Annotated in this window: 13 protein-coding genes and 1 pseudogene; 1 reads left to right on the plus strand and 13 read right to left on the minus strand. The window is 54.0% G+C overall.

Going from position 1 to position 13,064, the window contains the following annotated elements:
* The 5 genes and pseudogenes from ABJQ89_RS00550 to ABJQ89_RS00570 form a co-directional block, all read right to left on the minus strand.
* Positions 1 to 412 (minus strand): annotated as a pseudogene (locus ABJQ89_RS00550) (hypothetical protein); the annotation flags it as partial.
* Positions 413 to 469: 57 nt separating this feature from the next.
* A complete protein-coding gene (locus tag ABJQ89_RS00555) occupies positions 470 to 604 on the minus strand; it encodes an aa3-type cytochrome c oxidase subunit IV (protein ID WP_348494331.1) in 135 nt (44 codons plus the stop codon).
* A 96-nt stretch (positions 605 to 700) separates the two neighbouring features.
* Positions 701 to 1,144: a DUF6173 family protein gene (locus ABJQ89_RS00560; RefSeq protein ID WP_348494332.1), complete on the minus strand. Its 444-nt coding sequence runs from the start codon at positions 1,142 to 1,144 to the stop codon at positions 701 to 703.
* A 20-nt stretch (positions 1,145 to 1,164) separates the two neighbouring features.
* Positions 1,165 to 2,208: an MBL fold metallo-hydrolase gene (locus ABJQ89_RS00565; protein ID WP_348494333.1), complete on the minus strand. Its 1,044-nt coding sequence runs from the start codon at positions 2,206 to 2,208 to the stop codon at positions 1,165 to 1,167.
* Complete coding sequence (locus ABJQ89_RS00570) at positions 2,208 to 3,926, minus strand: acyl-CoA dehydrogenase (protein ID WP_348494334.1); 1,719 nt, start codon at positions 3,924 to 3,926, stop codon at positions 2,208 to 2,210. The genes ABJQ89_RS00565 and ABJQ89_RS00570 overlap by 1 nt, the downstream gene beginning before the upstream one ends.
* A gap of 152 nt (positions 3,927 to 4,078) precedes the next feature.
* On the opposite strand from ABJQ89_RS00570, the gene ABJQ89_RS00575 reads away from it, so the two are divergent.
* Positions 4,079 to 5,020: an L-threonylcarbamoyladenylate synthase gene (locus tag ABJQ89_RS00575; RefSeq protein WP_348494335.1), complete on the plus strand. Its 942-nt coding sequence runs from the start codon at positions 4,079 to 4,081 to the stop codon at positions 5,018 to 5,020.
* Here ABJQ89_RS00575 and ABJQ89_RS00580 read toward each other — a convergent pair.
* The 8 genes from ABJQ89_RS00580 to groEL form a co-directional block, all read right to left on the minus strand.
* Entirely contained in the window at positions 5,017 to 6,174 is a 1,158-nt protein-coding gene (locus tag ABJQ89_RS00580; RefSeq protein WP_348494336.1) for an alpha-D-ribose 1-methylphosphonate 5-triphosphate diphosphatase, read from the minus strand. The two genes, ABJQ89_RS00575 and ABJQ89_RS00580, sit on opposite strands and share 4 nt — an antisense overlap.
* Entirely contained in the window at positions 6,155 to 6,901 is a 747-nt protein-coding gene (locus ABJQ89_RS00585; RefSeq protein ID WP_348494337.1) for an alpha/beta fold hydrolase, read from the minus strand. Before ABJQ89_RS00585 ends, ABJQ89_RS00580 begins: the two co-directional genes overlap by 20 nt.
* A gap of 64 nt (positions 6,902 to 6,965) precedes the next feature.
* Positions 6,966 to 7,814, minus strand: coding sequence for a DMT family transporter (locus ABJQ89_RS00590; RefSeq protein WP_348494338.1), 849 nt, complete (start codon positions 7,812 to 7,814; stop codon positions 6,966 to 6,968).
* Positions 7,811 to 9,046, minus strand: a complete 1,236-nt coding sequence (gene chrA / locus ABJQ89_RS00595) for a chromate efflux transporter (protein WP_348494339.1) — start codon at positions 9,044 to 9,046, stop codon at positions 7,811 to 7,813. The genes ABJQ89_RS00590 and chrA overlap by 4 nt, the downstream gene beginning before the upstream one ends.
* On the minus strand, positions 9,043 to 9,849 hold the full coding sequence (locus ABJQ89_RS00600) for a chromate resistance protein ChrB domain-containing protein (protein WP_348494340.1): 807 nt from the start codon (positions 9,847 to 9,849) through the stop codon (positions 9,043 to 9,045). Before ABJQ89_RS00600 ends, chrA begins: the two co-directional genes overlap by 4 nt.
* 138 nt (positions 9,850 to 9,987) lie before the next feature.
* Positions 9,988 to 11,004 carry a fatty acid desaturase gene (locus ABJQ89_RS00605; RefSeq protein ID WP_348494341.1) on the minus strand — a complete coding sequence of 339 codons (1,017 nt, stop codon included), beginning with the start codon at positions 11,002 to 11,004 and terminating at the stop codon, positions 9,988 to 9,990.
* A gap of 516 nt (positions 11,005 to 11,520) precedes the next feature.
* The gene (locus ABJQ89_RS00610) at positions 11,521 to 12,003 is read right to left on the minus strand and encodes a hypothetical protein (RefSeq protein ID WP_348494342.1); all 483 of its coding nucleotides are present in this window, start codon (positions 12,001 to 12,003) and stop codon (positions 11,521 to 11,523) included.
* Between the two features lie 198 nt (positions 12,004 to 12,201).
* Positions 12,202 to 13,064 (minus strand): chaperonin GroEL (gene groEL / locus ABJQ89_RS00615; RefSeq protein ID WP_348494343.1); only part of this gene is annotated, 863 nt, incomplete at its 5' end.

Consider the following 13,064-nt stretch of genomic DNA (forward strand, 5'->3'; position numbering starts at 1 on the left):
CTTGACCAACGGGACCCATTTGGCGCGCAAGAGCAAAAGCTTTTTCAGCCACTTCTGGCGAAACTTCAATTTCTTGCATCACGACATGGAACGTTTCACGCGCATGTGCGCTTTTGTAGACGTTGTAAACTTCTGGGTTCACACCATAAATCACGTCATTGCGCTCTGGAATGCGAGGATGGGAAAATGATCCTGCTGGATCCCAAATAACGCGCTGCGAGGCGTTGATCACCAAGGCCGTGTGCGCGCCTCCGCCGGATCGATTGTTAATCATCGTCACCAGCGTCAACGTCGGTGCGCCCGGTTCACGGTAAGCCATGCGAGAGACAATCTCGTCAGAGGCCCATTCAGACTTTGCCCCACATGCAGCGAGGATCAATGGAAGCATTAAAAAGAGAATAAACTTACGCATAAAAAGGCCGCCCCCCAGCGGAGCAGCGCGCCCTAATACAGACGCGCTGGACTGATTTTAGCCGTTCACAAGACCAGCAAAAATCAAAATACCGATGGAGACAACTGCGCCCCATGTGACGTATTTAATAAAGCCTTCGAAGGTTTTTTCCTGAACGGAAATATCCATCTCGCCGTGTTTATGATCTGACATTGATCTTCTCCTCAAAACTGGTTGATCGCTGGTTAGCCGATTCCGCGGCGGCTGTCACCTATGACGAACGCGCGCACCCCTCAAATTGATTAAGGTTTATGCAATTTCCCGCGCAAGCTTGAAACCAATACGATTTGGCTCTTCTGCTTCGACCTCTTTCGGAAGGGCACGCAACATCACGTTGAGCTGGCTGACATGTTGCACCAACTGTGTTTTGCCACCCGTTGGGTCCGTTCCATAGAAAGTCACAATATCAGGATCAAAGAACCCCATGCCCTCAATTTTCAGAACGCCTGCGTCACCACCGGTAAAGCCCATCGCGACTTCATGCTCATTGTCCAATTGTTCTTCGAAATTCTGGATATAGAGGATGAGCCGTTCATACGCCCATTCCGCAGGACTTTTGGATTTAGCAGGTTTTCCGCCCAATCCTTCTGTGCGCTCGTCGCGGCTCTTTCCATCTTTGGTATGCGCTTCAAAGCGTCGTGGCAGCGCACTCGCTTCAACCGCCTCTGCAGAGGTGCTGATCTTATCGTCCATAGTCGTCTCCTTGCGCGCGGTTAACGCACGCAGCTGTAAACCCAAGCGCCATCTGCGCGTTTTTCGCGCGTGGCCCGTCCTTCCAGCCAAAGGTGCTGCACATGGGCGATAGATTCAACCAATGCCAGACCATATTCAGCGGGACCAATCTTGCGTTTGAACAGCGGGGCAAAGCATTCACCAGCAGTCGAGGGTGTCGCGAGATGTTCCTCGAGACGCTTCAAACCGCTGTGATGGTTTTCAATCAAATTGCGCATTCTGAGCGGCAATCCAGTAAAAGGCAGCTTATGACCGCCTAAAACAAGGTGATCCGGGCGCGCCAATGTGTTGAGCCGCTCGCACGCCTCCAGCCATTCACCCAGCGGATCAGCGTCAGGTTCGGTTGCGTATACACCCACATTTGGGCTGATCGAGGAAAGAATTTGATCCCCCGCAATCACCAAATTGTCATCGCGCGACCAAAGCGTTGCATGCTCTGGAGCGTGCCCATTGCCCATGTGCACATCCCAATCACGCCCCGCAGCGCGAATCGTGTCGCCTTGTTTGATGCGGTGAAACCCAACAGGAAGCGGCGCAACGACATCCGCAAAATTGAACGGGCGTTCCTCTGCGCGCTGTGCATAGATGTCTGAATCCATGCCCGCGCTTCGATAAAACGCAAGCGTTTCCGCGCTTTGCTTTTCCGTCTTGTCGAGCAACAACATCCGCCCTAGCAGCCAAGCGGTTCGCGTCGTCCAGAGCTCTGCGCCATGTTCGCTCTGAAACCAGCCAGCAAGCCCGATATGATCGGGATGATGATGCGTGACAAGCACCCGTGAAATCGGCTTTCCCTCAAGCGGGCCAGCCATGATTTCAGCCCAGAGCTCACGTGTTCTACGGCTGTCAAAGCCCGTATCAACGATGGTCCAGCTATCGCCCTCGTCCAACGCATAGACATTGACGTGATCAAGCTTCATCGGCAGTGGCAAACGCATCCAAAGAATGCCCTTTGCCACTTCAATCGCCTCAGCCCCTTCAGGGGGTGTCTCCCAAGGAAACCCGATCTTATCAAGCGGTTCAGCCATTAACTGGCCAATTCATCGGGGCTCAGGGAATAGAGATCAGAATCGCCAGCGCGCGCTGCTGCCAAAAGACCGATGTGCTCAGGCAACAAACGCGTCATGTAAAGACGCGCTAATTTTGCGCGTGGCCCTTTACCCTTAACGGCCATTGTCGCTTTGAGGTGCACATAGCCACCCAAGACCCGTGCAAACGCCATCAGATATGGAACCGCACCTGCGAACCGCGTATTCAAAGCGTCTTGCGCCAGCATCCATTCGGTCGTCTCGCGCAGGCTTTCTGTGGCATCCCAGAGCGGTTCACCCAGAGTTGGGCAATCTTGGCGGGCTTTTTCGGTAAAGGATTCGATTTCATCGAGCAATGCAAACGCCGCATCACCGCCATCCATCAACTTGCGCGCGACAAGATCCATCGCTTGGATACCATTGGTGCCCTCATAGATCGCCGTGACGCGCACATCGCGGTAGAATTGCGCCGCACCGGTTTCTTCGATGAAGCCCATGCCGCCATGCACTTGCACGCCAGTTTCGGAAACCCGCATACCTGTTTCGGTGCCAAAGGCTTTTGCAATCGGCGTGAGCACAGCAGCACGTGCGCCCCATTCTTTTGAACCAGTCGCCGTCTCCATATCAATCGCAGCCGCGCACATAAGGCTAATGCCACGGGCCGCGAAAATATCTGCTTTCATCGTCGAAAGCATGCGGCGCACATCAGCGTGATCCATGATCGTGCCAGTACCGCCCTCAATCGGGCTACGTCCTTGCTTACGCTCGTTCGCGTATTCCAGCGCTTTTTGGAACGCACCTTCTGCAGCCCCAATCCCTTGACCACCAACACCAAGACGGGCGTTGTTCATCATCGTGAACATCGCGCGCATACCGCCGCCTTCGCGGCCAACGAGCCAACCCTTGGCACCATCATACTGCATCACAGCGGTCGGGCTGCCGTGCAGACCCATCTTGTGTTCAAGGCTCACCACCTTGAGCGTATTCGCAACGCCCGGATTGCCCGCATCATCAGGTAGATATTTTGGTACCAAAAAGAGGCTAATGCCCTTCGTGCCCGCAGCGCCATCAGGAAGACGCGCTAGCACAAGGTGGCACACGTTTTCTGCAACGTCATGATCGCCCCAGCTGATGTAAATCTTCTGACCCGTCACCGCAAAGGTACCATCGTCATTGGCAATTGCTTTGGAACTCAGCGCACCAACATCACTGCCTGCTTGCGGCTCGGTCAGGTTCATCGTGCCTGTCCATTCACCTGAGATCAGCTTTGGCAGGTAGAGGTCTTTCAATTCATCCGATGCATGGTGCTCTAATGCTTCGATCTGTCCTTGCGACATGAGCGGCGCAAGTTGCAAAGACAAACAGCCACCCGCCATCATCTCGTTGACTGCAGTCGTCACCGTCATCGGCAGCCCCATGCCACCGTATTCAGGATCCGCAGAGATACCGATCCAACCGCCCTCTGCAATCGCCTCGAATCCCTTCGCAAACCCCGGAGAAGTGCGCACTACACCGTTTTCCAAGTATGCAGGTGTTAGATCGCCATTTCGATTAAGCGGGGCGAGGACGTCGTCGCTCAGGCGGCCCGCTTCGGTCAAAATTGCGCTAGTGACGTCAGACGTCGCATCTTCGAAACGCTCTTGGGCAATAACCTCATCCAAACCAACGACATGATCGAACAAAAATTGGTAATCGGGAACTGGGGCACGGTAGGACATCGGTTTAGTCTCTCTATTTTTCTTACAACAGACGCTTTGCGCGAAGGTCATGCTTGGAATACTGCGCGGAGGCAAGTAAGCCTTGATCAAATTCTACCTACCTTACAAATCCGCGCACCGCGCACGCAACGTAAACGCAACGTCAGAACAGGATGGCCAAAGTGACGCAACACCTCGGTTTTTCAGCCCAAGATGTGGCGCAAGCCGCTGATTTGCTGCGAGCGGGAGACTGTGTCGCCTTCCCGACTGAGACGGTTTACGGGCTTGGTGCAGATGCACGCAACGGTTTGGCCGTCGCTGCAATCTATGAAGCCAAAGGCAGACCCAGCTTTAACCCGCTGATCATCCATGTGGCTGACGCAAACAGCGCCCGCGCATTCGGACAATGGTCAGACACCGCGCAAAGTCTGGCCGACGCCTTTTGGCCCGGCCCGCTGTCTTTGGTCTTGCCTCTCGTACCAAATGCCGGCCTCAGCGAATTGGTCACTGCAGGATTACCAAGCGTCGCAATTCGCGTTCCCGCTGGTGACTTAGCGCAGGGTTTGCTGCGCTCTTTCGATGGCCCTGTCGCTGCGCCTTCGGCAAACCCTTCAGGAAAGATCAGCCCAACCACAGCAGAGCATGTTTTGGCGGGTCTAACGGGCAAGATTGCTGCGGTCCTAGATGGGGGCGCTTGCGCTGTCGGTCTTGAATCAACAATTGTTGGTCTAACCGACGCGCCGACCCTGCTACGCGCTGGTGGCGTACCTCGTGAAGCGATTGAAGAGGTGCTCGGCGCGCCTTTGCACGACCCTATCGCTGGCGACATAACAGCCCCCGGTCAACTGTCTTCGCATTACGCGCCCAACGCGCATATTCGACTAAATGCCAGTTCTTGGGAGGCTGGCGAAAAAACCCTCGGGTTTGGGCAAATGGAGTGTGATCTCAACCTGTCGGAATCTGGTGATCTGTCGCAAGCGGCTGCACGCCTGTTCGGGCATCTTCATGCACTTGATGCGCGAGAGGGGGATCGTATCGCCGTCGCGCCAATCCCCGAGGCAGGACTTGGCGCTGCGATCAATGACCGTCTGCGCCGCGCGGCCGCCCCGCGTTAAACAGCTAAAATACGTGCCGCAAATTCACCCTGAAGATAGGTGATATGGCCGCCTGCGAACGTCGCTGCGATCCGGCCTGTTTCAATCTCTTCGACAACCAAGTCAGCGCGTAAACCCGTTGTTAAAGAACCACGATCTGTAAGCCCTAAAATGGCAGCAGGCCCGCTAGACAACATGGCCCAACCACGCCGCAGATCGCAAACGCCGTTGTTGATCAGCTTTCCGACTGATTGGCGCAGCGCTGGATAGTGATAGTCAGACGCTAGCGCATCGCACAACCCATCGCCGATCAATTCATCCGCCGCGACATTGCCCGCGTGACTTCCGCCGCGCATCACATTGGGTGCGCCTAGAATAATCTTACCCCCTGTCTCATGGGTGGCCTCAGCAGCCTCGCGCGTTTCTGGGAACTCTGAAATCTGCGCGCCCATGTCCCGAAACATTGCGCGTTGCGCTGCGGTGTTATCGTCATGGCTCCCAATCAAAGATCCCGCGTCGATCAATTCCTTGGCAAAGAGCTTAAGCGCAGCCGGCACGTCTGCGCGCCTAGCATGTAAGCCTTGCATCAAAGCTAAATGCGCCTCGGGGCTACGACCGCTTTTCAGGGCAGTTCCCGTTAAGCGGGGCGGCTTGCGTCCCTCTTCCAAACGTTTGTGCGGAATGTGATCGTTGAAAACGACATACTCAATCGCGTGCTCTTGGATCAACGCCAGCATATCGGCGTAGTCGTCCATCATATGCGTTTCGATCCGCAATTGCGCGCGCATATCAGTGAGCTGTTCAGCCCGTGTCACGCTCAATGCATTCAGGAATTTGCGCGCAAATTCTGGGGCACGCAGACCGCCTTCCCAACTATAGAATTGGGCCATCACGGCTGTCGTAATCCCATTGCTGGCCAAATCCGCCTCGGCAGACGCAATGCCTGCCCGCATATCAGTCATCGCGCCGCGTCGTGGAGCGAGATGCCGCTCAAACCCATCGCCATGAATATCAACAATGCCGGGCAATATCCGAAACCCGCGCGCATCAACGCGCCTTTTCGTGGAATCGGCTTGGATGTGTCCGTCAGAGATTGTCAGTGGCGTATCGCTTAAACCCTCGGGGCGCAGAACGTCTGCGCCTTCAAACGTAAGTTCAGCGGGTGTCATCACCATCTGCAAATTCCTCAATCGCGGCTTCTACCACGTCGCGCCAATCCAAATCTGGATCAAATGCCCCGTTCTCTAGAAACAGGATCGTTTCGCCAATCACGCGGAAATTGTTCATGATGAACGTGTGCGTCACCGGCAGGGTCATATGCGCTGTCATACCCTCAAGTTTCGTAGATTCAACCGAAACTTTGCCATCATCCGGCCCTTCAATGATCGATGAAAACAAAGGGTTCAGCGATTGATCGCCAGCAATGATGCCAAGTTCGAAATCTGCTGGTGGCAAGGTATTGGGCAGACTGTCTTCATCTGTACTAAGCTGCATACCCGCAGGACCGTTCATCCACTCAAACGCATCCACAGGACTGAACACATCGACGACTTCGCTACCTTGATTAGGGGGGGCCAGCATCACAACGCGCCCTAGGTTGTCCGGGCGATGATCTTTGAGCCAAACACGCAACAAAATACCGCCCATCGAATGGGTCACAAAGTGAACTGTTTGCGCGCCGCACGCTTCAACCGCTTGTGGCAGCGTGGTTTGCACCAACGTTTGCACTGTCGCTTTGGTCGAAGGGTATCCAGGGCTCACCACGTCAAATCCCCGTTCTTCAAGGACTTCTTCCATGATAGCAAAGGACGCTTGAGTGCGTGCCAGACCATGCAACAGCACGACGCAATCCGCAGCAGCGGTCATGGGGAGCAAGGTAAAGGCGAGTGCAAAACGTAACATACCTATCAGTTAAGCACTCTTTCGCAGTGACAAAAGGGTTTTGTCACAATGCGCAATCCCTTGCCTATGCCGCTTTACTCCGGCGGGATTGCTCATAAATGACCAAACCGACGCCGCAGAGCACGAAACAACTCGCAAGGACAAAACGCGACGTAAGCGCTTCTCCCAAGAAAAGCGCACCGCCCACTGCTGCAATAACTGGCACCGTCAATTGCGCCACAGCCGCGGTCGGAATGCTGATCTGCGGCAAGACTTTGTACCATGCCGCATAGCCCATCCCAGAGGTGACAGCCCCTGAAATGACCGCATAGAAAATGCCATGTGCGCTCGCACTGTCGGGTAGGATGACCCACGCGAGAATTCCGACCGGCGCCGCAAGGATGAAGGCAAGCGCCGTTGCGCCCAAGGGATCTGCATTGCGCGCACCCGCCATTGTATAAAGCGCCCAGCCCAATGCTGCGACCAGCATCAAGGCTGAACCGAACATGTCAATTGAGGCACTTTCATCGGGCCAAAGCAAATAACACAGCCCACCAAATGCAAGGATTGCTCCAAGCCAGCTGAGCAGGCCAATGGCCTGACCTTTCGCACGGGCGATCGCAAAGGATATGACCTGCACCCCCCCGAATAGTATCAGGGCCCCCGCGCCTGTTGGCAACGTAATGTAGGCAAAGGAAAAACCAAGCGCATAGAGCGTCAGCATGCCCGCGCTCCAAAAGGAGTGTTTGGAAATGGCTGGCCAAGACCGCGCGCGCATCTGAACCAAAACCGCCAGTGTGATCGCGCCCGCAACCAGTCGAATGGCGGCGTAAGAAGCAGGGCCTGTATTCCCCGGGGCAAGCGCAAGTCGGTTCAAGACGGAATTGAACGCGAAGGCTGTCATGGTCAAAACGACCAGCCAAAACAGTTTCATATAAGGGTCACTCCAAGCGCCAACAGCGCGGAAATTGCGAGAACACTTAGCAATCCAAAGTGAAGGCGCAGCAACAAAACCGCAGCGACAAGACTGAGAACCAAAGCGCGCCAATCAAGGGTGGAGAGGTCAGGCATCCAACCAAAAGACGTTCGTTCCACTACCGCGAAGATCACGTTGAGCGCAAACCAGATCGACAGATTGGCGATCACACCTACGACAGCAGCCGTGATCGCGGCGAGTGCTCCGCTCAAACGCGCCTGTGCCGACATCCATTCGATGTAAGGCGCTCCTGCAAATATCCACAAAAAGCAGGGGGCAAACGTGGCCCAGAGCGTCACCAATGCAGCGACGATGGCCAAGCCAATGCCGCCCTGATTAAACCCCGCCAAAAAGCCAACGAATTCCGTCACAAGGATCAATGGCCCCGGTGTCGTTTCCGCAAGGCCCAAGCCGTCGATCATTTCAACAGCGCTGACCCACCCAAGCGATTGCACCACGTCCTGCCCCATGTAGGCCAGAACCGCATATGCGCCGCCGAAGGTGACTGTCGCAAGTTTGGAGAAGAACAGCGCGAGTTGGAACAGGAAGTCCTGACCAAGGACGAAACCCAAAACAAGGATCGGTATCCACCAGATCACAAGCCATATCGTGACAGTGCTTAGTGTTTGGAAGATAGGCACTGTCGGCGTCGGAACTTGCGCCGCTGCGGGCGTGGTTAAATAACCAATCAGCGCTGCCACGCCAATGACCGCTGGAAACGGCAATGCGAAAACGAAAATCGCAACGAAGCTGGCCAGTGCCAACGCCCAATGAAGCGGCATTTTGAATGCACGTTTCGCGACTTTGATGAGGGCTTCGATCACGATAGCCAAAACCGCCGCTTTGACCCCTAGGAAAAGCGTTTGCACCAGCGGTACATCGCCGTAACTCACATAGATCGCACCAAGCGCTAGGATCACAAATGCGCCTGGCAGAACGAACAGTAGTCCAGCAAGTAAACCACCCAAAGTGCCGCGCAAACGCCACCCCGAATAGGTCGCAAGTTGCATCGCCTCAGGTCCGGGCAACAGCATGCAAAAGGACAATCCGGACAGGAAATCCTTCTCCGAAAGCCATTTTCGGTTTTCGACTAATTCTTTGTGCATGAGCGCGATTTGCGCGGCAGGGCCACCAAAAGACAAACAGCCAATTTTACCAAAGGTTCGAAAGAGTTCAGAAAAAGGGGTCATTTCGTCCCCCCATGCGTCGCCCAATCATGGCGCTCACCTTGTCCATCCCGCGCCCAACGATAGAGCGCATCATACAAAGGCAAAGCCGCATCAAGCTGCGCTAAGTCATCTTTGTACATACGTGACAGACCCACAGACATGGCCAGCAGTCCCGCTGCTTCCGGTGATGTCGCGTTTGGTGTTCCGTCAGCTGCACGGATCACTTCGGCCATCTTGGCAAGAGCGGGTGTTTTCAAATCGAACCGCTCCAACAAGGCATCAAAGCTACACGTCTCTGCGCCATGGGATAGTTCAGCGCCCTCAACATCAAAGGGAATAGCGTCAAATTTCTCAGCGACATTCATCACTTCAGACGGGCCAACAAAAAGGAACCGCCCGCCCGGGTCGACGAACCGTTTAATAAGCCAAGGACACGCAATGCGATCCACCTTCGGGCGATGCCGTGTCACCCACAGGCTTGGGCGATCAGGCAGGGCTGCGGCTGGGATCATTGGGCCATCCATTTCAGCCCAAGAAACAACGCCCCCTTCCAGCGCTTCCGCGTCAATCCCATGCGTGCGCAACATCGCCATCGCGCCTTGTGATAATTTCTTGCCCTTCTGGCAAATGACGACCGCCTTGCGCCCTTGCAAGGCTGGAACAAGGTGTTCAATCTTTTTGAAAGGGTGTCGAAACGCGGTCGGGATCAACCTCGGGTTTTCGGCAAAGTCTTCATCAATGCAGATATCTATCAAGACGGGTGCATCGGGCAACCCGATACGGCGCAAAAGCTGTGCGCAAGTGATCATATTTGGAGCGGTCATGTCGCGTCCTCCCAATTGGGGGTGAATCTAGGACGCGAAGCTTGGGCCTAAGCCTCACGGGGCATTCGCTGACCCCTTGGGGCCAAAATCCTAGAAGAGCGACGAAGAGTCAATCGGGCATTGCTGCCCAAGCTGGCTTTAGGCTTTGGCTTCTTTGAACGAAACGAGTTTGTTACGTTCTGTATCCCAGAGATCGAGCTTGGCACATTTGAAGCTCTGCATCAGTGTCATACGCCCGCAATCAACCAATTCTTCATGATCGCGCAACACGTCATTCAAACGGTAAAACGGGATGCGACTGTAAAGATGATGAACGTGGTGAATGCCAATGTTCGCTGTGAACCAGCGCAGCACTGGAGGCAGATCATAGTGCGAACTACCGTGCAACGCGGCCTCATGAAGTTGCCAATCTTTACCCTCACGCCAATGCGTATCTTCAAACTGATGCTGAACGTAAAAGAGCCAAACACCAATGGAAGCGGCCAAAATAATCGTTGGCAACGTCACAAGAAACAACGCCTGCCAACCGATAAAATACACGATCAAAAAGGCAATCACGGCCATCGCAACATTTGTTCCCATCGCAGAAATCCAGTATTTAGACCCCTGCGTCATAAGTCCTAGCGGCAAGCGGTTCTGGAAGATGAACAGATAGGTTGGCCCAAGACCGAACAAAACGGCAGGATGGCGATACAAGCGATACATAAAACGACCAAACGGCGTGCGCGCGTTGTATTCGTCCACAGTCAGCGTCATCACATCGCCGATACCACGATGATCAAGATCGCCGGCATGGCTGTGATGGATCGTATGCGTGCGGCGCCAAACGTCATAAGGGGTCAACGTCACAACGCCGAGCGCACGACCGACCCAATCGCTTACATTTCGGTTATCAAAGAATGATCCGTGACCGCAATCGTGTTGGATACAAAAAAGCCGTAGCAAAAAACCGCCATTCAAGAGCGCAATAGCAAAGGCTGCAGTGTAGCTAAACGAAGCCATCCAGCACGCCATCGCCCAGAGCACCACGAACGGTACGAAACTGACCCCAAGTTCAAAACTGCTTCGCAAGGTATTCGGCTCGCGATATTTAGCGAGAACAGAAACCCACTCGCGCGCATTCTTGTGATTGGTCATTCGTGGATCTACGGACATGGGCTGCTCGTTTGTTCATTATCCCGACTGCGATAGTCGGAATAGCCTCATTTAGCAAACAAGGTTTTGGGATTTTCTAAACAAAACACAACTTTATGATCTGTTTCGCAAAAATTTTTCTGATTTTGTTAAGCGCTATCAAACAGACTGACACGCCTTCTTTACGTAGGTGCAACTTACGTAATGCACATGTAACTAAATGAAGGTTGGAAAAAAGCCTTTGTAAAAATGCTTGTACGCGTGGGTCTTGCAGCTAGGGTCTAAGCGTGGGCATGGAATAGCTAGGCTTGCAAATATCGGTGTTCGGAAACCCAAAGTTCGGGGCACCTGCGATGCTCGCCGTACAAAAGACAAGTCTCGGTCAACTGCACATGGCTAAGACGCAGATTTCAAGGTCTTCAAATTGATGGCTGGTGCATTGGACACCCTCACAATTGAAGCAATCGCCAAATTTCAGACCACGCCGCAAGAGTTGATCTTGGATTACATCTGTCCCAAAACCATCCGAGCCCTTTTTTAAGCCCGAAAATCGATCACCGACTTTGATGTATCGTATCCCGCCGATTGCAAGGCTGGTTCAAGGACATCCCAAAGTGACTCTGCCTCATCTGAACTCTCATAAGCTTCCACCGCTTCAGAGAACAGCGATACAAGCGCGTCATCTACGTCCGCGCCCCCGCCTGCCCCACCAGGAGGGGGCGGACCATTCTTGCCACCTGGAGGGCCACCTGCACCCGCGGCTTTGCCAAGCCCTGCCTGTTCCGCCAAAGCCTTTGCATCAATGCCCGATGCGCCTAGCACATCCGCAAGCCCCGCACCCGGATTGATTCCTAGCTCTTTGACTTGGGCCACGATTTCTGTTGCGTCTTCGTCACTTAGGTTACTGGTGTCATAGTCCGCTAAAAACTCGGTCAGTTTTTGACTTTGCTGTTCTATGACCGCCCTATTAACCTGAAGGCCTTGGGTCGCATGGCTAAAGCCAGAAATTGCATTCATCATATTTTGGTCCTGCTTCGTGAGTGTTCACGTGCAACCGCAATGCCGTTGCTGCATGCCTTAAACCCCCAAGCCATGAACAATCTTTAAACAAAAGCCTTGGTTCCTAAAACTCTAAGCACTTTCACCCGCTCAAGACCCCAAACAGAAAAGGGGCCGCCCAAAGGCGACCCCAATATAGTCTCCGGATGGAGGGCTGATTTACATCATGCCGCCCATGCCGCCCATTCCGCCCATGTCAGGCATGCCGCCGCCACCGGCGCCACCCTTCTCAGGAACGTCTGCAACCATTGCTTCTGTTGTGATCAACAAGGAACCAACAGATGCCGCGTCTTGCAACGCTGTACGGCAGACTTTCGCAGGGTCGATAACGCCAAAGGAGAACATGTCGCCATACTCTTCAGTCTGCGCGTTGAAACCGAATGTCAGGTCTTCGCTCTCACGGATTTTGCCCGCAACAACTGCACCGTCAACACCAGCGTTCTCAGCGATCTGGCGCAGAGGCGCTTCGATTGCTTTGCGAACGATGTTGATACCAACAGTCTGGTCGTTGTTTGCGCCTTCAAGGCCGTCAAGTGACTTTGCAGCTTGAACAAGAGCAACACCACCACCAACAACAACACCTTCTTGAACCGCAGCGCGGGTCGCGTTCAGTGCATCGTCAACACGGTCTTTACGCTCTTTCACTTCGATTTCTGTCATGCCGCCAACGCGGATAACAGCAACGCCGCCTGCGAGTTTCGCAACACGTTCTTGAAGCTTCTCACGGTCATAATCAGACGCTGTTTCTTCGATCTGGCCACGGATCTGGGCAACACGCGCTTCGATTTCCGCTTTTTCGCCATTGCCGTCGACAACAGTTGTTTCGTCTTTTGTAATTTGGATTTTCTTGGCAGTACCAAGCATGTCCATTGTCACGTTCTCAAGCTTCATGCCGAGGTCTTCGGAAATAACCTGACCGCCTGTGAGGATCGCGATGTCCTGAAGCATTGCTTTACGGCGATCGCCGAAACCAGGTGCTTTCACAGCTGCGATTTTCAGACCGCCGCGCAGTTTGTTCACTA

The sequence above is a fragment of the Planktotalea sp. genome, assembly GCF_039984035.1.
Lineage (GTDB): Bacteria > Pseudomonadota > Alphaproteobacteria > Rhodobacterales > Rhodobacteraceae > Planktotalea.

What these genes read in the sequence shown, in the direction of transcription:
- ABJQ89_RS00555 (WP_348494331.1), bottom strand. Translation starts at nt 604, where the DNA reads ATGTCAGATCATAAACACGGCGAGATGGATATTTCCGTTCAGGAAAAA.
- ABJQ89_RS00560 (WP_348494332.1), bottom strand. Translation starts at nt 1,144, where the DNA reads ATGGACGATAAGATCAGCACCTCTGCAGAGGCGGTTGAAGCGAGTGCG.
- ABJQ89_RS00565 (WP_348494333.1), bottom strand. Translation starts at nt 2,208, where the DNA reads ATGGCTGAACCGCTTGATAAGATCGGGTTTCCTTGGGAGACACCCCCT.
- ABJQ89_RS00570 (WP_348494334.1), bottom strand. Translation starts at nt 3,926, where the DNA reads ATGTCCTACCGTGCCCCAGTTCCCGATTACCAATTTTTGTTCGATCAT.
- ABJQ89_RS00575 (WP_348494335.1), top strand. Translation starts at nt 4,079, where the DNA reads ATGGCCAAAGTGACGCAACACCTCGGTTTTTCAGCCCAAGATGTGGCG.
- ABJQ89_RS00580 (WP_348494336.1), bottom strand. Translation starts at nt 6,174, where the DNA reads ATGGTGATGACACCCGCTGAACTTACGTTTGAAGGCGCAGACGTTCTG.
- ABJQ89_RS00585 (WP_348494337.1), bottom strand. Translation starts at nt 6,901, where the DNA reads ATGTTACGTTTTGCACTCGCCTTTACCTTGCTCCCCATGACCGCTGCT.
- ABJQ89_RS00590 (WP_348494338.1), bottom strand. Translation starts at nt 7,814, where the DNA reads ATGAAACTGTTTTGGCTGGTCGTTTTGACCATGACAGCCTTCGCGTTC.
- chrA (WP_348494339.1), bottom strand. Translation starts at nt 9,046, where the DNA reads ATGACCCCTTTTTCTGAACTCTTTCGAACCTTTGGTAAAATTGGCTGT.
- ABJQ89_RS00600 (WP_348494340.1), bottom strand. Translation starts at nt 9,849, where the DNA reads ATGACCGCTCCAAATATGATCACTTGCGCACAGCTTTTGCGCCGTATC.
- ABJQ89_RS00605 (WP_348494341.1), bottom strand. Translation starts at nt 11,004, where the DNA reads ATGTCCGTAGATCCACGAATGACCAATCACAAGAATGCGCGCGAGTGG.
- ABJQ89_RS00610 (WP_348494342.1), bottom strand. Translation starts at nt 12,003, where the DNA reads ATGATGAATGCAATTTCTGGCTTTAGCCATGCGACCCAAGGCCTTCAG.